Here is a 21815-nt window from a genome sequence, read left to right on the forward strand (position 1 = left end):
CGCACCGTACCGTCTGGGGAATGCAGGAGCACACTGGCCGACCGACCGCGTATTCGCGGGTGACGCTGAGTCGCATCATGACCGCCGTCGACGTCAATCTCTACGGCACGGTCCACGGCGGTGTGATCATGAAGTTCGTCGACGACGTGGCGGGCGCGGCGGCGGCGCGGCACTCGGGCGGCACGGCGGTGACGGCGTCGATCGACGAGATCCTGTTCCTGGAGCCGCTGCGGGTCGGGGACCTCGTGCACGCGTACGCGCAGGTCAACTGGACCGGGACGACGTCCATGGAGATCGGCGTGCGGCTGGTCGCGCAGCGGTGGGACGAGGTCGCCGAGCCGGTCGTGGTGGCGACCGCATATCTGGTGTTCGTCGCGGTCGACGCCGACGGCAAGCCCCGGGCGGTGCCGCCGGTCGTGCCCGATTCGCCCGAGAACGAGGGCCGGTGGCGCGAGGCCGAGATCCGCCGCGAGCACCGCCTGTCGCGCCGGGAGGCGATCCAGCGGCACCGTCAGGAAGAACAGAAGTAGCGGGAACATGACAGGCGCGTGCGGACAAGAAGGGGTGTGGACCCGGAAGGCAACCTCTTGATCGCGGACGGATTCACGGCCATCTACGACCGGCACGCGCGGACGCTGTACCGCTACTGCGCCCGCCGGGTCGGTCCGGATCTGGCCGAGGACGTCGTCGCGCAGACGTTCCTCATCGCGTACGAACGCCGCCACACCTTCGCGCAGGACCAGCCACCGCTGCCGTGGTTGTTCGGCATCGCCACGAACGTGCTCAACCGGCACCGCCGCGACGAGGTGCGCGGCTACCGCGCCCTCGCGAGGACGGGGGTCGACCCCGTGCAGGAGAGCCACGCGACCCAGGCGGAGGAGCGCACCGACGCGCAGCGCCGGTCGCGGAAGGTCGCCCGGGTGCTGGCGAAGCTGCCCCGGCGCCAGCGCGACGTCCTGCTGTTGTTCGCGGTCGCCGAACTGTCCTACGCGGAGATCGCCGAGGCGCTGGACCTGCCGGTCGGCACGGTCCAGTCGGCGCTGCACCGGGCCCGCACCAAGATGCGCAAGGCGTTGGAGGACGAGGACCGATGAACACTGACGATCTGGCCGCCGTGCGCGAGTTCCGCGCCGACCTCGACGAGCCCCGCGAGGGCGCCCTGGCCGAGGGGCGCTGGAAGGTGGCCGGCGCCGCAATCCCGGAGCGGACGGCACCTCGCAGGACCTGGATCCTGGCGACGGCCGGGGCAGCCGTGGCGGTGGCCGCCGTGGTCGGCGCCGCGGCCGCGGTACCGACGACGCAGCCACGACAGGAGCAGGCTCAGACACCCGGACAGAGCGCGCCGGCGCAGACCCAGCCGGCGGGGGTGGACCTGCCGGTCACGCACGGCACGAAGGCGCCGATGCGCCCGCCGGTCGCGGGGAAGGCCGGCGGTGACCACGCCGCCGCGGTCGCGGCGCTGACCAGGATCGCCGGGCAGCAGCGCGGCGGGCCGCTGCCGATCGGGGCCGGTCAGGTGCTGTACGTGAAGACGTACAACCTGATCGACGGCACGGGCAGCTACATCCACGAGGTGTGGCAGGACCCTGGGACCGGCGTGGCGCTGCGCATCCGTCGCTCCGACGACGGGCCCAAGAGCATCGACCACAGCCTGTCCGATGACGAGATCGCACTGGAAACGGCGCGCGCGCACCTCGGGGCGCCGGGCCTGGACAACATGAAGGCCGAGTACGTCGCCGCGTTCCCGCGGGGGGCCGCGAAGGCGCACGAGCTGTCGGCGGCGTGGCGGGCGTGGGCCGCGGAGGCGTATCCGGGCCGCAACGCCGACGGCATGATCTTCAAGTACCTGCACGAGGTGTTCCACTACGTCGAGCCGCTGCTCGACGCGCAGCAGCGGGCCGCGCTCTACCAGGCGCTCGCGGACCTGGGGGTCGAGGCCACCACGGCGAGCATCGGCGGCCGGCAGTACGACGTGATCTGCATGGCGGACGCGCAGAAGGCCGACTGCCTGCTGGTCGACGCGGCGACGGGCCGGTTCGCCGGCGGCGCCTGGACGGGCGCGGACCTGAAGGTGACCGCCGGGAACTTCGAGTTCGTGGACTTTGCCACACAGCCGCGGCCGGTGCCGGGCGCCACCCGGGACCTCACGCAGGAGAAGCCCGGGGCTAGCGGTTCATCCACCACACCGAAGCGTTGAGCGCGGTGGCGAACGTGACGACCCACTGCGGGCGGTGGTGGTGCGGCAACGAGAGCGTCATACCCGCATCGATTACCCGCGGCCACCACACGGAAACCCGGGTGCGGATGTCGGTGGCCCACACTGAGCGATCGTTCGGGCGTGCAGGAAGATGGTCGGATGGCGAAGGAGCTGTGGCGACCCCCTGCAGACGTCCGCGAACGCACCCGTATCGGTGCCTTCCTGCGATGGCTGTCGAGCGAGCAGGGCCTGGAGTTCGAGGACTACGGGCAACTGTGGCAGTGGTCGGTCGACCACCCGGCCGAGTTCTGGCAGGCGATCTGGGAGCACTTCGAGGTCATCACGCACGAGCCGGCCACCGCGGCGCTGCCCGACGCGCGGATGCCCGGCGCCGACTGGTTCCCCGGCGCCCGCCTCAACTACGCCGAGCACGTGCTGCGGATGCCCGGCGTCGCCGACGACGAGCCGGTCGTGCTCGCCTACTCGCAGACCCGCGAGCCGGTCACGCTGACCGCCGCGCAGTTGCGCGAGCAGGTCCGCCGGGCGCAGGCGACGCTGCGGCGGCTCGGCGTCACGCAGGGCGACCGGGTCGCGGTGTACGCGCCGAACATCCCCGAGACGTTCGTCCTCATGCTCGCCACCGCCGGCCTCGGCGCCATCTTCTCCAGCTGCGCGCCCGAGTTCGGCACCCGCTCGGTCGTCGACCGGTGGCAGCAGATCGAGCCGAAGGTGCTCGTCGCCGTGGACGGCTACCGCTACGGCGACAAGGCCGTCGACCGCAGCGCCGAGGTGGCGGCGATCCGCGAGGCGCTGCCGTCGGTCGAGGCGTTCATCGAGATCCCGTATCTCCGCGGCGGCGACCCGGTCTGGGACGAGACGTCCGACGCGTTGGAGTTCGCGGCGGTACCGTTCAGCCACCCGCTCTACGTGCTGTACTCCTCCGGCACCACGGGCCTGCCGAAGCCGATCGTGCACGGCCACGGCGGCATCCTCCTCGAGCACCTCAAGATGCTCGCGCTGCACCACGACCTCGGCCCCGGCGACCGGTTCTTCTGGTTCACCACCACCGGCTGGATGATGTGGAACTACCTGGTGTCCGGCCCGGCGGTCGGCGCCGCGATCGTCCTCGTCGACGGCAACCCCGCGCACCCCGACCTCGGCTGGCTGTGGCGGGTCGCGGCCGAGTCCGGCACCACGTACTTCGGCACGTCCGCGCCGTTCCTGCTGTCGTGCCGCAAGGCCGGCCTCGTCCCGAAGGAGCAGGCCGACCTGTCGGCGCTGCGCGGCGTGGGCTCGACCGGCGCGCCGCTGCCACCCGAGGGTTTCGAGTGGGTGTACGACGCGGTCTCCGCCGACGTCCTGCTGGCCTCGGCGTCCGGCGGCACCGACGTGTGCACGGCGTTCGTGGGCGGCGTGCCGCTGCTGCCCGTCCACGCGGGCGAGATCGCCTGCCGGGCCCTCGGCGCGCGGGTCGAGGCCTACGCCGCCGACGGCACCCCGGTCATCGGTGAGCTCGGCGAGCTCGTCATCACCGCGCCGATGCCGAGCATGCCGGTCGGTTTCTGGGGCGACACCGACGGATCCCGCTACGCCGACGCCTACTTCGGCACGTACCCGGGCGTGTGGCGGCACGGCGACTGGATCACCATCGACGAGGGTGGCGCCTGCGTGATCACCGGCCGCTCCGACGCCACCCTCAACCGTGGCGGCGTCCGGCTCGGCACCAGCGAGTTCTACTCGGTCGTCGAGGGCCTCGACGACGTGACCGACTCGGTCGTCGTGCACCTGGAGGACCCCGAGGGCGGGGCGGGGGAGCTGCTGCTGTTCGTCGTGCTGCGGCCCGGCGTGACCCTCGACGACGCGCTGCGCGCCACGATCGCGCGGGAGCTGCGCACGGCCCTGTCCCCGCGGCACGTGCCCGACCAGGTGTTCGCGGTGGAGGCGGTGCCGCGGACGCTGTCAGGCAAGAAGCTGGAGGTGCCGGTGAAGCGGATCCTCACCGGCACGCCCGTCGATCAGGCCGCCGCGAAGGGCGCCCTGGCGAACCCGGAGTCGCTGCGGTACTTCGAAGCGGTCCGGGCGGCTAGACAGTAGGGCCGACGGTGTGGTCGACCTGCTCGGAGGTGCCCCGCGCGGGCAGCTTCGACAGGTCGGTGCGCACGCTGAGCACCATGCTCGCCCCGGCGGCGAGCGGCGCCAGCAGCCAGTCGAGGGGGTACGGGTACGCGTCGGCGTCGATGAGCACCCGGCCGCCCGAGATGCCCAGCTCGGCGGCGCGGGCCCGGGCGCGGTCCAGGAGCGGGCCGTGCCCGTCGAGCGAGCCGTCGGTCTCGACGAGCGCGCCGGTGTCCGCGGCGACGGGGGCGCCGGGAAAGTGGTCGCCGTGCTGGCGGGCCGAGGTCACGTAGTCGGCCCAGCCGGCCGGTGGGGTGCGCATCGGCATGCCCATCGGGGCCAGCCCGAGGACGAACCGGTCCGGCGGGCCCGCCGGCACGCCCGCCTCGACCGCCTGCGCCGACGCGAACTCGACGTCGATGCCGGCGGCGGTCGGCTCGCCGTAAGCGACGGTGACCCCGGCGGACCAGGCACCGAGCAGCACCGCGGCGGTCTGCCAGTGCGGCGGCAGCCAGACGCCGGCCGTGTCGCCGGGGCCCAGCCCGCAGCCGTCGACCAGCAGGTTCGCGGTCTTCGAGACCCAGTTGCCGAGCGTCGCGCCGGACAGCTCGGCCCGCTCCCCGGTGGCGTCGTCGTAGAACGTCAGCAGCGGAAGTGACGGGTCCCTTCCGACAATTGCCGCAAAGAGTGAAGGAACTGTATTCCCCATATGTCCGGAAAATCCTCCCATAGCATCTCCAATCGGGTCTAGCTAGGTGGTGTGCGATGGGGGTATGGGCAATGCGACGATACCGGCGGCTCGAACTCGTCGCCGTGGGCGGCGTCGCCATCGCACTGCTCAGCGCCGGCGGTGCCACCGCCGACCCGCGCATCCCGTTCCTGCCGCCGGCGCCTGACCTCGCCGCGCCGATCCAGTGGGCCAACCCCGTCGCCAAGCAGCCCGGCCCCACCGGCGTCACCCCCAACGTCACGCGCATCCCGCTGGGCAGCTTCGAGAAGCCGGCCGACGGCGTCGCCGCGCAGGCCGGCGCGCCGGCGGGCCTCGGCGAGCGGTACCGGCGCGGCGTGAAAGCGCGGACACTCACCGTCACCCGTGAGGGCGTGGCCCCCTTCAGCGCCGTCGGCGTCACCTGGCGCGAGACCGGGAAGATCGGCGACGTCAGCGTCGCCGTCCGGCACCACACCCCCGGCGGCGCCTGGAGCGCCTGGCGGACCGTCGACACCGCCGAGGCCGACCGCGACGTCACGCCCGACGCCCCCCAGCCCGGCCAGCGCGGCGGCGCGGACCTCGTCTGGACCGGCAAGGCGGACGGTGTGCAGCTGGCGGTGACCACGACCGGCGGGGCGACGCCGCACGACATCGCCGCCGACCTCATCGACCCCACCGACGCGCCCGGCGACATCGCGCCGGCCCCCGCCACCCCGGTCGCGGAGAGTCAGCCCGTCGGGCTGCGCCCGTTCATGCCCGCCATCCTGCGCCGCGCCGCCTGGGGCGCCAACGAGCAGCTGATGGACTGGCGCCCGCAGTACGCCACCTACGTGAAGGCCGTCGCCCTGCACCACACCGCCACCGGCAACGACTACAGCCCGGAGGAGGTGCCGAAGATCCTCCGGTCGATCTACCAGTACCAGACGGTCAGTCGCGGCTGGGGCGACATCGGCTACAACGTGCTGGTCGACCGCTTCGGCAGGCTCTGGGAGGGCCGCTCCGGCGGGCTGTCCCGCCCCGTCGTCGGCGCCCAGGCCGGCGGGTTCAACACGGGCACCGCGGGCATCGCGATGATCGGCGACTACCGGTACACGAGCGTGCCGCAGCCGGTCCAGGAGGCCGCCGCGCAGTACACCGCGTGGAAACTTTCACTGCATCAGGCGATCGATCCGCGCGGCACCGTCAGCCTCACCGGCGGCGGGTCGACGTCGCGCTACCCGGTCGGCACGACCGTGACGGTGCCTCGCGTCTTCCCGCACCAGCAGACCAACCCGACCGAGTGCCCCGGCGCGAAAGGCCTCGCCGCGCTGCCCTGGATCCGCGACCGCGCCGGCGCGATCCTCGGCGACCTGGTCAAACCCGAGATCGTGCGGACGCTGCTGGCCGCGTACCGACCCACCGACGGCACCGTCCGCCTCCAGGGCATCCCCGATCCGATCTTCACCAGCGGGCCCAACGAGATCCCGGTCGCCGCGGACTACAACGGCGACGGCAAGGACGACGTCGCGACCTGGTCGCCGACGACCGGCAACTGGAGCATGCTGCTCACCGGCGAGGGCCGCAGGACCGTCCAGTGGGGTCTGCCGGGCGACGTGCCGGCACCCGCCGACTTCGACGGCGACGGCGCTGCTGAGCTGGCGGTTTTCCGTCCAGCGACCGGTGTCTGGTACATCAAGGGCATCGGCGAGCTGCAGCTCGGGGTGCCCGGCGACGTGCCCGTGCCGGCCGACTACACCGGCGACGGCCGCGCCGAGGCGGCCATCTGGCGCCCGTCGACCGGACTGTGGGCGATCTACGCGCTGCGCGAGTTCAAGGTCGGCGCGCCCGGCCAGCTCGCCGCGCCCGCCGACTACGACGGCAACGGCACCGTCGACGCCGCGACCTGGAACCCGGTCACCCAGCAGTTCGCCATCGAAGGCCAGGCCGCCGTGAAGTTCGGCGCCTCCGGTACGCCGGTGTCCGCGCAGTACGACGGGGACGGCCGCGCGGATCCGGCGGTGTACCACGACGGCCGGTACGAGATCCGCGGTGCGGGCGGTTACGACGTGGGTGCGCCGGGCGACATTCCGATGCCGTTGAGCTGAATCCTGGGTTTCCTCGATCGCGAGTCGCGTCGTGGACATCGATCACCGGGGGATCGGGCGTAGGCTTTGCCTGACGTATCGCGTGACGTTCGTTACGCGTGGCATGCCGTGTTCGAAGGAGACGCCCAGTGACCCCCGGCCGTCCGCCCCGTGTGCTCGTCGACGCCACGAGTGTCCCAGCCGACCGAGGCGGTGTCGGGCGCTATGTTGACGGCCTGCTCGGCGCCCTGGCCGCGCTCGACGCCGACCTCGCCGTGGTCTGTCAGCGCACCGACGCCGAACGTTACGGACGGTTACTGTCCGGTGCGCGGATCATGGCCGCGCCGGCCGCTGCGGCCCACCGCCCCGCCCGCCTCGCCTGGGAGCAGACCGGCCTGCCGATGCTCGCCCAGCAGGTCGGCGCCCAGGTGCTGCACTCGCCCTTCTACACGTGCCCGCTGCGGGCCGGCTGCCCCGTCACCGTCACGGTCCACGACGCCACGTTCTTCACCGAACCGGAGCACTACGACAAGTCCCGCCGCACCTTCTTCCGCTCCGCGATCAAGACGTCACTGCGCCGTGCCGGCCGGGTCATCGTCCCCAGCAAGGCCACCCGCGACGAGCTGATCCGCCTGCTGGACGCCGACCCGACCCGCATCGACGTCGCCTACCACGGCGTCGACCCCGACGCGTTCCACGCGCCCACCGACGACGAGAAGGCCCGCGTCCGGGCCCGCCTCGGTCTCGGCACGACGGAGTACGTCGCGTTCCTCGGCGCCAAGGAGCCCCGCAAGAACGTGCCGAGCCTCATCCGCGGCTGGATCTCCGCCGTCCGCGACCGGCCCAACCCGCCCGCGCTCGTCATCGCCGGCGGCCAGGGCCACGACGACGAGATCGACGGCGCGCTCGGCGAGGTGCCCAGCCACCTGCGCCTGCTGCGCCCCGGCTACCTGCGCTACGCGGACCTGCCGGGCTTCCTCGGCGGCGCCGTCGTCGCCGCCTACCCCTCCTTCGGCGAAGGCTTCGGCCTGCCGATCCTGGAGGCCATGGCCTGCGGCGCCCCCGTCCTGACCACGCCCCGGCTCTCGCTGCCCGAGGTCGGCGGAGACGCTGTCGCCTACACCGGACCCGGCACCGACGAGATCGCCCGCGACCTCGCCGCGCTGCTCGACGACCACGAGCGCCGCAACGCGCTCGCCAAGGCCGGTGCCGCGCGCGCCAAGGAGTTCACCTGGGAGTCGAGCGCCGAGGTGCACCTCGCCGCCTGGTCGAGAGCGGCCAATCCGCGCAGTTAGTCCTCCCGCGTCACCCTCTGAAACCAGATCAGGCGATATTCGTAGTGGACATGACACCTTCGAGTTGTTGGAACGCGCCCTTGGCTGGGCATGATGGGCCTGTGTTCTACGCGGTCATCCCAGCAGGGGGCAGTGGCACGCGGCTCTGGCCGTTGTCGCGAGCCGGTCATCCCAAGTTTCTGCACGCCCTCACAGGCACGCCGTTGTCGCTGCTCCAGGCGACGTACGGGCGCCTGGCCGACCTCGCGACCCCCGAGACCACGTTCGTGGTCACCGGTGTGGCCCACGCGGCGGCGGTGGCGCGGCAGCTCCCGGGCCTTCCCGAAGGCAACATCCTGGTCGAGCCCACGCCGCGCGACTCGTGCGCCGCCATCGGGCTGGCCGCGGCGGTCATCGCCCGGCGCGACCCGCACGCCGTCATGGGCGCCTTCGCCGCCGACCAGCTGGTCCGCGACGTCCCGGCCTTCACGTCCGTCCTGCGCAAGGCCATCGCCGGTGCCGAGGACGGCCTCCTGATGACCATCGGCATCACCCCGACCCACCCCGAGACCGGCTACGGCTACCTCCACGTAGGCGAGCCCACCGGCACCGGGGACGTCTGCAAGGTCGCCTCCTTCGAGGAGAAGCCGGCCCTGCCCCTCGCCCAGGCGTACGTCGACTCCGGCGAGTACCTGTGGAACGCCGGCATGTTCGTCTGGCGCGTCGACGTCTTCCTGGACGAGCTCGCCCGCCAGCAGCCCGTCCTCCACGACGGCCTGCGCCGCATCGCCGAGGCCTGGGACACCCACGACCGCGAAGAGGTCCTCGCCGACCTCTGGCCCGACCTCACCAAGATCTCCGTCGACTTCGGCGTCATGGAAGGCGCCGGCGTGGCCGGCCTCGTCGGCACCGTCCCCGGCGACTTCGGCTGGAACGACGTCGGCGACTTCCACACCCTCGGCGAGCTCCTCGAGACCGACACCGCCGGCAACGTGGTCGTCAACCTCGACCCCGCCGCCCCGACCGGCGTCATCATGCAGGACGCCGAGCGCGTCGTCGTCGTCCCCCAGTCAGGCCGCCTGGTCGCCGTCGTGGGCGTCAACGACCTCATCGTCGTCGACACGCCCGACGCCCTCCTGGTCTGCCCCCGCTCCCGCGCCCAGGACGTGAAGAAGCTCGTCGACAACCTGAAGGAACGCGGCTCCGTCGAACTCCTGTAGCCTCCCGCCCGATCGAAGCCCGCAGCTCGGTCATGTCCCATCTGCGAGCGGGTCCGGGACGCCGGCGAGGCTGATCGAGTACTTCGATCTGCGCAAGGCGGTGACTCGCCCACCTGCGAAAGCGGGGCGTGTCGGTCAGTCAGACGGACACGCCCTCACCCGCACCGCTTCGAGCAGGACATCAACGGAGACAGCACGCCGCGACGGCCCAGTGAGGCGCGGACGGCGGCCAACCGCTGGTCGCCGCCCTCGCCGCCGTGCGGAACTGCTTCGACGTGGTGTGCGCTGGACCGTGAACGCGGGCAGTGCGGGCTGGTCGTCGGCCTCGCCGCCGCGCCGGACTGTCTCGACGCGGTGCGGCCCGGGTCGTGGTGCGAGCGGCGGGCTGGTCGCAGGTAGCTGGCCTCGCCGTCATGCGGGGCTGCTTCGACGTGGTGTTCGCCAACGTGTGGGCGCAGGGCTGCGAGGCGATCGCTGGTCGTCAGTCTTGTCGCCACGCGGGGCTGCCTCGACGTGGTGTGCGCCGGGTCGTGGTGCGCGGTGGGCTGGTCGCAGGTGGCTGGTCTTGCCGCCATGCAGGGCTGCTGCGGTGTGGTGTGGGCGCGGGTGGCGGTTGCTTGCCGGCCTTGCTGTCGTGCGGGACTGCCTTGATGCGGTGTGCGCCGGGTCGTGGTGCGGGTGGTGGGTTGATCGCAGGTGGCTGGCCTCGCCGTCATGCGGGGCTGCTTCGACGTGGTGTGCTGGACGCGAGCGCCGGGGCTGGTTGTCGGTCTTGCCGCTGCGCGGGGCTGGTTCGACGTGGGGTGCTGGAGCGTGGACGCGAGCGGCGGGCGGGTTGTTGGCCTTGCTGTCGCGCGGGGCAGCCTCGACGCGGAGCGTGCCCGGGTCGTGGTGCGGGCGGCGGGCGATCGCTGGTCGTCGGCCTCGCCGTCATGCGGGCTGCTTGGACGTGGTGTGCTGGACGCGAGCGCCGGGGTCGGTTGTCGGTCTTGCTGTCGCGCGGGGCGGCCTCGACGCGGAGCGCAGCCGGGGTCGTGGTGCGGGCTGCTTCGATGTGGTGTGCTGGGTCGTGGTGCGGGCGGTGGGCTGGGCGTCGGTCTTGCCGTTGCGCGGGACCAGCCTCGACCCGGTGTGCCGGAGTGTGGGGCGGGGTGCGGGGTCAGGCTCGGCGGGCCCAGGCGAGGGCGGGGGCGACCAGGACCTCGGTGGCGTCGGCGAGCGGGGTGGGCAGGTCGCCAGGGGCGAACCAGCCCAGCGCGGACGACTCGGCGCTGACGGTCTCGACGGCGCCGGCGGGGGCGATGGCGGCATACCTGACGTCATAGTGCAGGGCGGGGCCGCCGGCGCACTGGACGTGGTGGACGTCGAGGCCGATGGGAGCCTCGCTGATCCGCAGGCCGGCGATGCCCGACTCCTCGGTCGCCTCGCGGAGCGCCGCGGCCGCCACGGTCGCGTCGCCGGGCTCGCAGTGGCCGCCGAGCTGGACCCAGCGCTTGATCCTGCCGTGCAGGCACAGCAGGACGCGCTCGGCGGTGGAGTCGACGACGAGGGCGCTCGCCGTGACGTGAGCCCCCGGGTGCTCGCGCCACACCGTCGACGGGTCGCGGAGGACGAACTCGATGAACCGCCGCCGCGTCTGCTCCGCCTCGTCGCTCGGGGGCGTCCACTGGGTCAGCACCGCGAGGGCATCATCGTGCAACGTCGTCATAGTGACGGCAGGCTACCGCGACCGACGGCGAGCACGCCGAGTGGCATGCCGCCTTCAGGGATGTCGACCCCGGAGAGGTCGACCTGGTCCGCCTCCAGCCACTCGGACGCGACGCCGTCGGCGGCGAGCCCGGCCCTGATCCGCTGCACCTCCATGCCCGCCTCCATGGCCCGCCGCAGGTCGCCGGCAGGGGCCCAGACCAGCAGCAACCGCTCGGCCCTCTCAGCAGCGGCGACCGGCGCGGGAAGCTCGGGAAACGTGAGCGGTGGGGTGTCGCGGATGGCGGCGGCGGTGCGGAGCCCCTTGGCGACGGCCTCGGCGGTGCCGAGCGAGAACAGGTCGGCGTCGGCGCCGCGGATCAGCGGGGCGGCGCCCTGGCCGTGTCCGTCGGGGCGGATCGGCAGGCCGCGGACGACGGCGACCGGGACCTGGCCGGTCTTGCCCTTGACCAGGTCGGCGGCGGCGGCGAGCTCGTCGACCACGGCCATCTGGGTCAGCTGGAGCTCGTTGCCGTGCACGTCGAGCACCCCACGGTAGTCCGTCAGCGCGTCGATGCCGGCGGCGCCGATGGCGACGTCGGTGAGGCCCATCCGCCAGGGCCGGCCCATGGTGTCGGTGACGATGACCGCCACGTGCAGGCCGAAGCGCTCCCGCAGCTCGTCGCGCAGCCAGCGGGCCGAGGCGTCCGGGTCCTTGGGCAGCAGGACGAGCCGGGTCGGCTCCACATTGGACGCGTCGATGCCGGCCGACGCGAGCACGAACCCGTGGTGCGTCTGCACGATCTGCGTCGCGCCCCGGCGGGCGACGACCCGGGACGTCTCGGCCCGCAGCACCGCCTCGCGGGCGGCCTCGCGGGCGGGCTCCTCCAGCGGCACGTCGACCAGCTGCCCCTCGGCCTTGCTGACGATCTTGCTGGTGACGACGAGGATGTCGCCGTCGACGAGCCACGGCGCGGCGGTCGTGATCAGCGCGGCCAGGTCGTCACCGGGACGCACCTCGCCGATGCCGTCGACCGGCAGCACCTCGAACCCCGCGGGCGGCACGCTCATGCCACACCCGCCACGGACAGCGCCTCCCGGACGATCGCCGCGGTCGCCGGCACGTCGGTCATCCACAGCGGGCGGGCGCGGACGGTCAGGCCGGGCACCTCGACGCCCGCGTCGGTGTCGTCGACGAGCCAGCCGTCCAGGACGCCGCCGGCCGAGCGGGCGCCGAACAGGCCGCCCACGCCGGCGGGGGTGCACTCGACGCCCATCACGGCGAGGCACTTGTCGGCCATGCCCCGGACCGGGGCGGTGCCGATGATCGGGGACACGCCCACGACCGGGGCCCGGCCGGTGGCGACCGCCTCACGGACCGCGGGGACGGCCAGGATCGGCGCGATGGAGACGATCGGGTTGCTCGGCGCCACCAGCACGACATCCGCGGCGGCGAGCGCGTCCAGCACCCCCGCGGCCGGTTTGGCCGACTCGGCGCCGACGAAGACGAACCGCGACGTCGGGATCTCCGCCCGGTGCCGGATCCACCACTCCTGGAAGTGGATCGCGCGGGAGGCGCCGTCGACCTCGACCACCGCGTGCGTCTCGACCCGGTCGTCGCTGGCGGGAAGCATGCGGATGCCGGGCTGCCAGCGGTCACAGAGCGCCTCGGTCACGGCGGACAGCGGATAGCCCGCGTCGAGCATCCTGGTGCGCACCAGATGGGTGGCGATGTCCTTGTCGCCGAGGCCGAACCAGGTCGGCTCCGCCCCATAGGCGGCGAGCTCCTCCTTGACGGTCCACGTCTCGCCGACGCGTCCCCAGCCGCGCTCGGGATCGGCGCCGCCACCGAGCGTGTACATCACGCTGTCGAGGTCGGGGCAGATCCGCAGGCCGTGCAGGGTCACGTCGTCGCCGACGTTGACCACCGCGGTGACCTCCGCCCCCAGCTCCTGCCCCACCGCGCGCACCCCGAGGAGGAAGCGAGCGCCGCCGATGCCACCTGCCAGAACCACGATCCGCATGCCCTTCATCCTGCCCCACGGGTATGACACTTCCCGTGCGAGGCGGCCGGTCCGGCCACGCACGCGGATTTTCCGTTCGACGGCTAGGCTGCGAGCGACCTGTCGCGTGTCCGCTAGATCTTGGGGAGAGCCAGTGAGCACCCAGCCACCCGACCCGACCTCCTCGGCGGCGCCGCATGCGGCTTACGCCGCCGGTCCGGCCACCTCGTCCTTCGTGCCCCAGGTGCCGCCGGCGCAGCAGCCCGGCCAGAGCGTGCAGGCGACGGTCGACGCCAAGAAGGCCCGTTCGCTCACGCTGCCGTTTCGCGAGCTGGCGGCGTTCGTGCTGCTCGGCGCGACCGCGGCGTTCCTGCTCGCCGGGTTCATCTCGCTGCTGACCTCGCTGGACGGCAACTTCCTGCTGAGCGCGGGCGGCACGTTCGGCACGTTCGTCAACCTGCAGACGATCCTGCTGCCGATCCTGGCGGTGCTGGTCGCGACCCACGTCGACCCCGTGGTGCCGAAGGCGAAGGTCATCGTCCTCGTCGGCCTCGTCGAATACGGGATCGTGGCGCTCTTCGGCCTGATCCTGCTGCTCGCCAGCCTCATCGGCGACATGGACAGCGAGTCGGGCCTGCGGGCGACCTCGGCGCTCACGATCTTCCTGACCCGTCTCGGCGGTCTCGCGCTGCTGGGTCTCGTCCTGTTCCTGGTGATCAGGGTGTACCTCGGAGCCTACGCACCTCCGAAGCCGCCCCCCGGTGTGTACGGCCAGCCCGCGTACCCGTACGGGCAGCAGCCGGGCTACCAGTACCCGCAGCAGCAGTACGGCTACCAGCAGCAGACCGGTTCGGTCCCGCAGCAGCCGTACCAGCAGCAGCCCGCCCAGCACCAGCAGCCGACCGGCAGCTGGACCAACCCCGCGACGACCGGCTCGGGTCAGGTCGTCCCCGCCGCGCAGCCGTACGCGGCGCAGCCCGGGGCCTACCCGGCCGCGCAGGCCTCGGGCGCTCCGGCCGTGGGCCCGGCGTCGGGTGCCCCGGCCTACCCCCAGCCGGCGGCCCAGGGGTACAACCCGCAGTCGACGGGCGCGCCCGCGTTCAACGCCCAGCCCGCCCCCGTGCAGCACCCGCAGGCGGCCGGCGCCCCGGCGTTCGCCCCGCAGCCCGCGGCGGCCGAGCCGGTGTCCGCGGCGCCCGCCTCGACGCCGCCGCTGAGCTCGCCGTTCGCGGCGTACACGGCGCCCGCCGCCCAGCCGGTGTCGGCGCCGCCGGTCACCCCGCCGGTGTCCTCCCCGCCCGCCGACAGCGGCGCGACGCCTTCGGGCGGGTTCGCGGCGGCCGGCTGGCCCGGTGGGGCCTCGACCCACCCGACCTCGGGCGCGGCCACCGGCGCGCCCGCGGCGCAGCAGCCGGCGGAGGACACCAGCGACGGCGCCGCCTCACCGTTCGGCAAGACGGGCGCGTTCCCGACGGCCGAGACCGCGGCGGCCCCGGCGGCCGAGCCCACGGTCCCGGCCGGACAGGAGCCCACCGCCCAGATCTGGTCCGCGGGGGAGACCACGGCGGCCCACGGCACCGTCGGCGAGCCGGAGACCCAGTCGGCCGCCCCGGTCAGCATCGCCAAGGCCGACGCCGACCCGGACGCGACCGCAGCGTACGCGCCGGTCAGCGCCGCCCCGGCCGAGACCACCGGCGACGTGACCCAGACGAACACCCCGGCGAACGACCCGGACGCCACCGAGGTGTTCCGGCCCGCGGGCCAGGAGAAGCCGGCGACCGACCAGGGCGACGACGACGAGACCCAGCGCACCCAGGTGATCCCCCCGAAGGACTGAGCACCGGAGCACACCCGACCCGGGCGCCCGTCACACGACGGGCGCCCGCGTCGTAACAGGGGAAGAAGCGAAGGAGAACAGTCACATCCGGTGTGAGGGCCGATCGGCCCGGCGGCGGCCTAGGCTGCAAGCTGTGACGTCTGTAGTCAGAGGTACCGAAGGCAACGCCATGCGCCGGGCGCTGCGCCGTGCGGCCGACGGCCGTGCTCTCGACGTGACCGAGGCCGCCGTCCTGCTCACCGCCCGCGACCAGGCCCTCGACGACCTGCTCGCGGTCGCCGGCGCGGTGCGCGACGCGGGGCTCGCCGACGCCGGCAGGCCCGGCGTCGTCACGTACTCGCGCAAGGTCTTCATCCCGCTGACCAGGCTGTGCCGGGACCGGTGCCACTACTGCACGTTCGCGACGGTGCCGCACCGGCTGCCGAGCGAATACCTGGAGATCGACGAGGTCCTCGCGATCGCCCGGGAAGGCGCGCAGCAGGGCTGCAAGGAGGCCCTGTTCACGCTCGGCGACCGCCCCGAGGACCGCTGGGACCAGGCGAAGCGCTGGCTCGACGAGCGCGGCTACGACTCCACGCTGGACTACCTGCGCGCCTGCGCGATCGCGGTGCTGGAGGAGACGGGCCTGCTGCCGCACCTCAACCCCGGCGTGCTGTCGTGGGCGGAGCTCCAGCGGCTCAAGCCGGTCGCCCCCAGCATGGGCATGATGCTCGAGACGACGGCGACCAGGCTGTGGTCGGAGCCGGGCGGCGCGCACTACGGCTCACCGGACAAGGAGCCCGCGGTGCGGCTGCGGGTGCTGGACGACGCGGGCCGGGTCGGGGTGCCGTTCACGACCGGCATCCTCATCGGCATCGGCGAGACGATCGAGGAGCGCGCCGAGGCGCTGTTCGCGATCCGCAGGACGATGCGCGAGTTCGGCCACATCCAGGAGGTCATCGTCCAGAACTTCCGCGCGAAGCCCGACACGGCGATGCGCGGCATGCCCGACGCGGAGCTGCACGAGCTGGCGGCCACGGTCGCGGTCGCGCGGCTCGTCCTCGGCCCGAAGGCCAGGATCCAGGCCCCGCCGAACCTCATCGACGACGAGCACGGCCTGCTGCTGCGGGCCGGCATCGACGACTGGGGCGGCGTCTCCCCGGTCACGCCGGACCACGTCAACCCGGAGCGCCCCTGGCCGGCGATCCAGGATCTGTCCGAGAAGTCCGCGCAGCACGGCTTCCAGCTCAAGGAACGCCTCACCATCTACCCCGAGTACGCGAAAAAGGGCGCGCCCTGGCTGGACCCGAGGCTTGCCGGGCACGTCGAGGCACTCATGGACACCGAGACCGGCCTGGCCCAGGAAGGCGCCGAACCGGCCGGCAGAAAATGGCAGGAGCCCGACGGGGGCATCCAGAGCACCGGCCGCACCGACCTGCACGAGGCCATCGACACGGAGGGTCGCACCGACGACCGCCGCGGCGACTTCGACTCGGTCTACGGCGACTGGCAGGAGGTGGCAGCGCGCGTCAGCACAAAGCCACAGCACACATTGGACGGTGACGTCCGAAGTGGACTCGCGAGGGCCTCGACCGACCCCGGAAGCCTGCTGCTGCCACAGTACGAGCACGAAGCCCTCGCACTGTTCAATGTGGACGGCGACGGCCTGGAGGCGCTCACACGGATCGCCGACGATCTCCGGAAGGCGGCCGTCGGCGACGACATCACCTACGTGATCAACCGGAACATCAACTTCTCCAACGTCTGCTACGTCGGCTGCCGGTTCTGCGCGTTCGCCCAGCGCGAGCGCGACGCCGACGCCTACCGCCTCTCCTACGAGGAGGTCGCCGACCGCGCCGAGGAGGCCTGGCTGGCCGGCGCCGGCGAGATCTGCATGCAGGGCGGCATCGACCCGAAGCTCCCGGTCGGCGCGTACGCCGAGCTCGTCCGCGCGATCAAGACCCGCGTCCCGGGCATGCACGTCCACGCGTTCAGCCCGATGGAGGTCGTGACCGCCGCCTCGAAGGCGGGCGTGTCGATCCGCGACTGGCTGGCCCAGCTGAAGGAGGCGGGCCTCGACACGATCCCCGGCACCGCCGCGGAGATCCTCGACGACGAGGTCCGGTGGGTGCTCACGAAGGGCAAGCTGCCGACGTCCGCGTGGGTGGAGGTGGTGACCACGGCGCACGAGCTCGGCATCCGGTCGAGCTCGACGATGATGTACGGCCACGTCGACCACCCGGGTCACTGGCTCAGCCACTTCCGGGTCCTCGCCGGCATCCAGGACCGCACGGGCGGGTTCACCGAGTTCGTGGCGCTGCCGTTCGTGCACCACAGCGCGCCGATCTACCTCGCCGGCATCGCCCGGCCGGGCCCGACGTGGCGCGACAACCGGGCCGTGCACGCGATGGCCAGGATCCTGCTGCACGGCAGGATCGACAACATCCAGTGCTCCTGGGTGAAGCTCGGCGACGAGGGCACGGTGGCGATGCTCAACGGCGGTGCCAACGACATCGGCGGCACGCTGATGGAGGAGACCATCTCCAGGATGGCGGGCTCCGAGCACGGCTCCGCCCGCACCCGGGAGGAGCTGGAGGCGATCGGCAAGGCCGCCGGCCGCCCCGTCCGCCAGCGCACCACCACCTACGGCCGGGTGGAGGCACGGAGCTAAAGCGGCAGCGCCCCGGTGGTGGGCACCAAGGCCAGAGCGGCGACAAGGCCGCCGAGCAGCGCGACCCCGAGCAGCCGCCGGCGTGGCCAGACGACCGCCAGGATCAGCGCCACCCCGGCGACCTTGAACGGGTGGGTGCGGACCTGGACGACGGGCCAGCCCACGCTGGGGAGGATCAGCCGGACCGGCCCGATCACCTGTCTTCGCTCGACCGGACGGGTGTCCGGCTGCTGGTTCGCGTCGCCTTTCACCGTGAACGTGCCGTCCTCCGCCTGCGCCACGACCCGGTGCGTGACGAGCCCACGCGGATCGCTGTAGGTGACGATCTCGTAGACGGCGAGGGATGTCGCCTGAGGATCGACGAGAATGACATCACCGGCGTGCATGGCCGGCGCCATCGAATCGGACATGACCACGTAGGGCTTCCAGCCCAGCCCGATGATTCCGACCGTGAAAAGCACGGTGGTCACCGCGGCGCCGAGCAGCAGCCGCCTGATCACGACGGTATCCCAGGACACGCGCAGAACTCGTGGTTTCCCCGCACATCGGCGCAATTCGGCCGCGGATCCGGGCACCTGAGCAAACTCGCCGAGAGTCTTCCGGCGCGTTCGGCGTGTCGCCCGTTACCTCCGGAGGGGGTTGCTCGGTATGGGTACGGCACGGGGTGCAAGCGGTCGCCCGAGCGGGCCTATTTATCAGGTTCGGCTTGACGACGCACGCATTACACGCGTGTAATTTCACGGGGGATGTTCGGGGGGATGACCGAAAGCGGGTCATCTTTCGGACATAAAGAACACCGCGCCGAGGAACAGCAACCTTGTAGGACATGCGCCTTCCGCGTGGGGGGTTGCGCCGGCATCGTCGCCGGCGCGCAAGAAGGAGGCACGCTGATGGACGGCCGACCAGTCGTGGCCGACCTGCTGGGTAACGCTCCGGAGTGGCAAGAACGCGCTTTGTGCTCGCAGACCGACCCGGAGGCATTCTTTCCGGAGAAGGGTGGGTCCACCCGCGAGGCCAAGCGCATCTGCTCGCGCTGCGAGGTGCGGGCGGACTGCCTTGAATACGCGCTGGGGCACGACGAGCGCTTCGGAATTTGGGGTGGGCTCTCGGAACGGGAGCGTCGCAAGCTCAAGCGACGCGCTGCCTAGCAGGTCGTAGGTTTGAGTGAGGGGTTCCGGCGCGACGGCTGGGACCCCTCACGCGTCTGGTGGGATGACCCGCAGGTGACCGCGGCGGCCCTGCTGGTGCGGATGGTTGCCGGGGTCCTCCTTGTGCGGCGCGGGGCGCGCCGCCTCGCGGACCGCCTCGGCGAGGGCGACCAGGTCGTCGTTGGACGGCGGCGGCGGACCGTACTCACCCTCGTGCCGGACCAGGTCCCATCCCCGGGGCGCGGTCAGCCCGCGGGCGTGCGATTCGCACAGGTCATAGGAGTGCGGCTCGGCGAACGCCGCGAGCGGACCGACAACTGCGGTCGATTCGGCATAAATGTACGTCAACGTCGCAACGGGCTGTCGGGGGCATCCGTTGCGCGAGCATCGACGTGGGGTCCTCACGGCCGAACCGTATCGCTCCGTGGGCCCGCGCCCAACCCCGAAGCCTCACGACACGCCGTGGTGACCACGCCGACACGCCCGTCCGGTTGACCGGCCCCCCTCCGAAGTGGCATGGACGATCTCGACGTGGCGCCGTGCCACTGTCGCGTCGACGGTGGCGCTACGCTGGCAGCGTGGCGAGCCCCGATCGACGACGCAGCGGACCGGGACGGCGCGGCCGCGACCGGCACGGCCGGGGGCTGCGCGGCAGGCTGGTGCCCGCCTCGCTGCCGATGTCCCGCACCCGCGCGGAGATGTTCGACGACCTGGTGCTGGACTCCGTCGAGCAGCTGGAGCAGCGCTTCGCCAACGAGCTGGCCGGCGTCGAGTTCGCCGTCGAGGACGTCCCGCCGGACCTCAACGTCTACGACTCCGACGTGCTCGAGGACGGCGAGGTGCCCCTCGCGCGGCTGCTGCCGGGCCGCCCCGGCCGCCACGGCGTCCCGCCGCGGATCGTGCTGTACCGCCGCCCCCTGGAGTTCCGGGCCGCGGACCACGACGACCTCGCCGATCTGGTCCACGACGTGATCCTGGAGCAGGTCGCCAACCTGCTGGGCGTCGCGCCCGAGGACCTGGAGCCGTAACACCTCAGCCACCGAGCACCCGCGCCAGCAGTGCGGCCCGGCGCGACGGCCGGCCCGTCCGCGACTCCGCCGCGTCGGCGCCGGTCATCACCCGCAGGCTGGTGTTCACCCCGAGCCACCGCAGCGGCTCGGGCTCCCACCGCGGCGAGCGGTGCCCCACCCAGGGCAGTCCGACCAGCGGAGAGTCCTCCTTGCGGATGAGGTCCGCGAGGGTACGGCCGGCGAGGTTCGACGTGCCGACCCCGTCCCCCACGTAGCCGCCCGCCCAGGCCAGCCCGGTGGTCGGGTCGAGCCCGACCGACGCCATCCAGTCCCGCGCGATCCCGAGCGGCCCGCCCCACGAGTGGGCGACGCCGGCGTCCTCGAGCGCCGGGAAGAGGTCGACCAGGACCCGGCGCAGCTCCGCGAACACCCGCGGCGACGCGTCGAACGCCGGCGCGACCGCCGAGCCGAAGTGGTACGGCGCGCCCCGCCCCCCGAACGCGAGCCGGTCGTCGGCGGTGCGCTGGCCGTAGATGATGAGGTGCCGGTGATCGGAGAACGTCTCCCGCCGTGCCAGGCCGGCGGACGCCCAGAACGACGCGGGCAGCGGCTCGGTCGCGATCATCAGCGAGTAGACCGGCGCGATCGCCCGGCGCAGCCCCGGCAGCCGCGGCGTGAAGCCCTCGGTGGCCCGCACCACGATCGGCGCCCGCACCGTCCCGTGTGGAGTGTCGGCCCGGCCCGCGGTGATGGCCGTGACCGGGGTCTGCTCGAACAGCCGCACCCCGAGCCGCTCCACCGTGGACGCCAGCCCCCGCACGAGCTTCGCCGGCTGGATCGCCGCACAGTGCGGCGTGTACGTGCCGCCGAGCACGTTCGTCGCGCCGACCCGCTCGAACGCCTCCTCGGAGGACAGCAGCCGCAGGTCGACGCCGAGTCCCTGCGCCTCGGCGACCTCGTGTCGCGCCCGGTCCAGCTGTACCGCCGAACGCGCCAGGACGACGGTCCCGCCCTTGGCGTAGTCGCAGTCGATGCCCTCGAGCGCCGCGACCCGCCCGACCTCGTCCACAGTGGACTCCATCGCGGCGTTGAGCGCGAGCGCCGCCGGCAGCCCGTGCGCGCGGGCCAGGGCCGGCACCGACTTCGGGAACAGCGCCGAGCACCAGCCGCCGTTGCGGCCGCTCGCCCCGAACCCCGCGGTCTCGGCCTCCAGCACCACGATCCGCAGCGCCGGGTCGGCCTTGGCGAGGTAGTACGCGGTCCACAGCCCGGTGTACCCGGCGCCGACGATCGCCACGTCGGCGTCGGTGTCGCCGGTCAGCGCCGAACGCGGCGGTACCGAGGGGAGCACGGACATCCAGAAACTCAAGGCAGCTCCTCCTCGCACTCGATCGGTTCGCCGCGTTCGACGCGAAGGGGCACTACCCCCACCCACGGGTCGAACCCCGCGTCCTCGGGGGAAGTGCTCGGCGGCCCGGCGCTCACCTTCACTGACACTTCGTCCAGGGCCAAGGCGAGGACCAGGGTGGCGGCCAGCTCCTTGCGTGAGGGCGGGCGGACGACCGCCCATCGCCCGGGCGTGACGTGTTCGCTGATGGTCTCCAGGGCCGGGAGCTTGTCCTCGACGACCGTGCACGCGCCGAGCGCCATCACCGACCGGTAGTGCATCGAGGTCTCGAAGGCGCTGCGGGCCAGGACCAGGCCGTCGAGCAGCGTCACCGTGAAGCAGCAGGGCGCGCCCTCCGCGAGGACGCGGAACAGGCGGCTGCCGGTGGAGCCGTGGAAGAGCACCGAGGAGCCGGACCGGCCGTACGCGACGGGGATCGCGTACGGCTGTCCATCGTGGACGATCGAGAGATGGCCGATCGTCCCCGCGTCGAGAATGCCGTGCAGCACGGCGGGA

The 21815-nt window shown here is 72.8% G+C and carries 19 protein-coding genes; 11 read left to right on the top strand and 8 right to left on the bottom strand.

Annotated features, from left to right (window positions below; all coding sequences use genetic code 11):
* The first annotated feature begins 20 nt into the window (after positions 1-20).
* The 4 genes from ACQEVZ_RS31825 (at position 21) to ACQEVZ_RS31840 (ending at position 4291) form a co-directional block, all read left to right on the top strand.
* Entirely contained in the window at positions 21-530 is a 510-nt protein-coding gene (locus ACQEVZ_RS31825) for an acyl-CoA thioesterase (protein ID WP_344501657.1), read from the top strand.
* Positions 531-587: 57 nt separating this feature from the next.
* The gene (locus ACQEVZ_RS31830; protein WP_433373306.1) at positions 588-1094 is read left to right on the top strand and encodes an RNA polymerase sigma factor; all 507 of its coding nucleotides are present in this window, start codon (positions 588-590) and stop codon (positions 1092-1094) included.
* Positions 1091-2197, top strand: a complete 1107-nt coding sequence (locus ACQEVZ_RS31835; protein ID WP_433373309.1) for a hypothetical protein — start codon at positions 1091-1093, stop codon at positions 2195-2197. The genes ACQEVZ_RS31830 and ACQEVZ_RS31835 overlap by 4 nt, the downstream gene beginning before the upstream one ends.
* Positions 2198-2356: 159 nt before the next feature.
* Positions 2357-4291, top strand: a complete 1935-nt coding sequence (locus ACQEVZ_RS31840; protein ID WP_433373312.1) for an acetoacetate--CoA ligase — start codon at positions 2357-2359, stop codon at positions 4289-4291.
* On the opposite strand, the gene ACQEVZ_RS31845 is transcribed toward ACQEVZ_RS31840, so the two are convergent.
* Positions 4281-5021, bottom strand: a complete 741-nt coding sequence (locus ACQEVZ_RS31845; RefSeq protein WP_433373315.1) for a TIGR03089 family protein — start codon at positions 5019-5021, stop codon at positions 4281-4283. The genes ACQEVZ_RS31840 and ACQEVZ_RS31845 overlap by 11 nt on opposite strands.
* 71 nt (positions 5022-5092) lie before the next feature.
* On the opposite strand from ACQEVZ_RS31845, the gene ACQEVZ_RS31850 reads away from it, so the two are divergent.
* The 3 genes from ACQEVZ_RS31850 to ACQEVZ_RS31860 all read left to right on the top strand — a co-directional run bounded on the left by ACQEVZ_RS31850 (position 5093) and on the right by ACQEVZ_RS31860 (position 9578).
* The gene (locus ACQEVZ_RS31850) at positions 5093-7105 is read left to right on the top strand and encodes an N-acetylmuramoyl-L-alanine amidase (protein ID WP_433373318.1); all 2013 of its coding nucleotides are present in this window, start codon (positions 5093-5095) and stop codon (positions 7103-7105) included.
* Positions 7106-7233: 128 nt separating this feature from the next.
* On the top strand, positions 7234-8379 hold the full coding sequence (locus tag ACQEVZ_RS31855; RefSeq protein ID WP_433373321.1) for a glycosyltransferase family 4 protein: 1146 nt from the start codon (positions 7234-7236) through the stop codon (positions 8377-8379).
* A gap of 101 nt (positions 8380-8480) precedes the next feature.
* Positions 8481-9578, top strand: coding sequence for a mannose-1-phosphate guanylyltransferase (locus ACQEVZ_RS31860; RefSeq protein ID WP_344501649.1), 1098 nt, complete (start codon positions 8481-8483; stop codon positions 9576-9578).
* A 1159-nt stretch (positions 9579-10737) separates the two neighbouring features.
* Here the strand turns inward: ACQEVZ_RS31860 and ACQEVZ_RS31865 are convergent.
* The 3 genes from ACQEVZ_RS31865 to cofD are packed head-to-tail and all read right to left on the bottom strand — an operon-like array spanning position 10738 to position 13288.
* Entirely contained in the window at positions 10738-11286 is a 549-nt protein-coding gene (locus tag ACQEVZ_RS31865; protein ID WP_433373325.1) for an NUDIX hydrolase, read from the bottom strand.
* Positions 11283-12335 (bottom strand): coenzyme F420-0:L-glutamate ligase, encoded by a 1053-nt coding sequence (locus tag ACQEVZ_RS31870; protein ID WP_344501647.1) that lies wholly within the window; start codon positions 12333-12335, stop codon positions 11283-11285. The genes ACQEVZ_RS31865 and ACQEVZ_RS31870 overlap by 4 nt, the downstream gene beginning before the upstream one ends.
* Positions 12332-13288 carry a 2-phospho-L-lactate transferase gene (gene cofD / locus ACQEVZ_RS31875; protein WP_344501646.1) on the bottom strand — a complete coding sequence of 319 codons (957 nt, stop codon included), beginning with the start codon at positions 13286-13288 and terminating at the stop codon, positions 12332-12334. Before cofD ends, ACQEVZ_RS31870 begins: the two co-directional genes overlap by 4 nt.
* Positions 13289-13421: 133 nt before the next feature.
* On the opposite strand from cofD, the gene ACQEVZ_RS31880 reads away from it, so the two are divergent.
* Both ACQEVZ_RS31880 and ACQEVZ_RS31885 read left to right on the top strand, forming a co-directional pair.
* Positions 13422-15104 (top strand): hypothetical protein, encoded by a 1683-nt coding sequence (locus ACQEVZ_RS31880; protein ID WP_433373330.1) that lies wholly within the window; start codon positions 13422-13424, stop codon positions 15102-15104.
* Positions 15105-15273: 169 nt separating this feature from the next.
* A complete protein-coding gene (locus tag ACQEVZ_RS31885) occupies positions 15274-17754 on the top strand; it encodes a bifunctional FO biosynthesis protein CofGH (protein ID WP_433377107.1) in 2481 nt (826 codons plus the stop codon).
* On the opposite strand, the gene ACQEVZ_RS31890 is transcribed toward ACQEVZ_RS31885, so the two are convergent.
* Positions 17751-18329, bottom strand: coding sequence for a signal peptidase I (locus ACQEVZ_RS31890; RefSeq protein WP_433373333.1), 579 nt, complete (start codon positions 18327-18329; stop codon positions 17751-17753). The two genes, ACQEVZ_RS31885 and ACQEVZ_RS31890, sit on opposite strands and share 4 nt — an antisense overlap.
* 315 nt (positions 18330-18644) lie before the next feature.
* Between ACQEVZ_RS31890 and ACQEVZ_RS31895 the strand changes: the two genes are divergently transcribed.
* Positions 18645-18902, top strand: a complete 258-nt coding sequence (locus tag ACQEVZ_RS31895; RefSeq protein ID WP_033364663.1) for a WhiB family transcriptional regulator — start codon at positions 18645-18647, stop codon at positions 18900-18902.
* A 48-nt stretch (positions 18903-18950) separates the two neighbouring features.
* Here the strand turns inward: ACQEVZ_RS31895 and ACQEVZ_RS31900 are convergent, their stop codons facing one another.
* Positions 18951-19307, bottom strand: a complete 357-nt coding sequence (locus ACQEVZ_RS31900) for a DUF3499 domain-containing protein (protein ID WP_033364642.1) — start codon at positions 19305-19307, stop codon at positions 18951-18953.
* A 173-nt stretch (positions 19308-19480) separates the two neighbouring features.
* On the opposite strand from ACQEVZ_RS31900, the gene ACQEVZ_RS31905 reads away from it, so the two are divergent.
* Positions 19481-19930: a metallopeptidase family protein gene (locus ACQEVZ_RS31905; protein ID WP_033364641.1), complete on the top strand. Its 450-nt coding sequence runs from the start codon at positions 19481-19483 to the stop codon at positions 19928-19930.
* Between the two features lie 4 nt (positions 19931-19934).
* Here ACQEVZ_RS31905 and ACQEVZ_RS31910 read toward each other — a convergent pair whose 3' ends face one another.
* Positions 19935-21269: an NAD(P)/FAD-dependent oxidoreductase gene (locus ACQEVZ_RS31910; protein ID WP_344501642.1), complete on the bottom strand. Its 1335-nt coding sequence runs from the start codon at positions 21267-21269 to the stop codon at positions 19935-19937.
* A gap of 8 nt (positions 21270-21277) precedes the next feature.
* Positions 21278-21808, bottom strand: coding sequence for a pyridoxamine 5'-phosphate oxidase family protein (locus ACQEVZ_RS31915; RefSeq protein ID WP_433373338.1), 531 nt, complete (start codon positions 21806-21808; stop codon positions 21278-21280).
* Positions 21809-21815: the final 7 nt, after the last annotated feature.

This window comes from Dactylosporangium sp. CA-152071, from assembly GCF_050936335.1.
In the GTDB taxonomy this organism is placed as follows: domain Bacteria; phylum Actinomycetota; class Actinomycetes; order Mycobacteriales; family Micromonosporaceae; genus Dactylosporangium; species Dactylosporangium maewongense.

Coding starts and splice junctions, on each gene's coding strand:
- ACQEVZ_RS31825 (WP_344501657.1), top strand. CDS start 21: ATGCAGGAGCACACTGGCCGACCGACCGCGTATTCGCGGGTGACGCTG.
- ACQEVZ_RS31835 (WP_433373309.1), top strand. CDS start 1,091: ATGAACACTGACGATCTGGCCGCCGTGCGCGAGTTCCGCGCCGACCTC.
- ACQEVZ_RS31840 (WP_433373312.1), top strand. CDS start 2,357: ATGGCGAAGGAGCTGTGGCGACCCCCTGCAGACGTCCGCGAACGCACC.
- ACQEVZ_RS31845 (WP_433373315.1), bottom strand. CDS start 5,021: ATGGGGAATACAGTTCCTTCACTCTTTGCGGCAATTGTCGGAAGGGAC.
- ACQEVZ_RS31850 (WP_433373318.1), top strand. CDS start 5,093: ATGCGACGATACCGGCGGCTCGAACTCGTCGCCGTGGGCGGCGTCGCC.
- ACQEVZ_RS31865 (WP_433373325.1), bottom strand. CDS start 11,286: ATGACGACGTTGCACGATGATGCCCTCGCGGTGCTGACCCAGTGGACG.
- ACQEVZ_RS31870 (WP_344501647.1), bottom strand. CDS start 12,335: ATGAGCGTGCCGCCCGCGGGGTTCGAGGTGCTGCCGGTCGACGGCATC.
- cofD (WP_344501646.1), bottom strand. CDS start 13,288: ATGCGGATCGTGGTTCTGGCAGGTGGCATCGGCGGCGCTCGCTTCCTC.
- ACQEVZ_RS31885 (WP_433377107.1), top strand. CDS start 15,274: ATGCGCCGGGCGCTGCGCCGTGCGGCCGACGGCCGTGCTCTCGACGTG.
- ACQEVZ_RS31895 (WP_033364663.1), top strand. CDS start 18,645: ATGGACGGCCGACCAGTCGTGGCCGACCTGCTGGGTAACGCTCCGGAG.
- ACQEVZ_RS31910 (WP_344501642.1), bottom strand. CDS start 21,269: ATGTCCGTGCTCCCCTCGGTACCGCCGCGTTCGGCGCTGACCGGCGAC.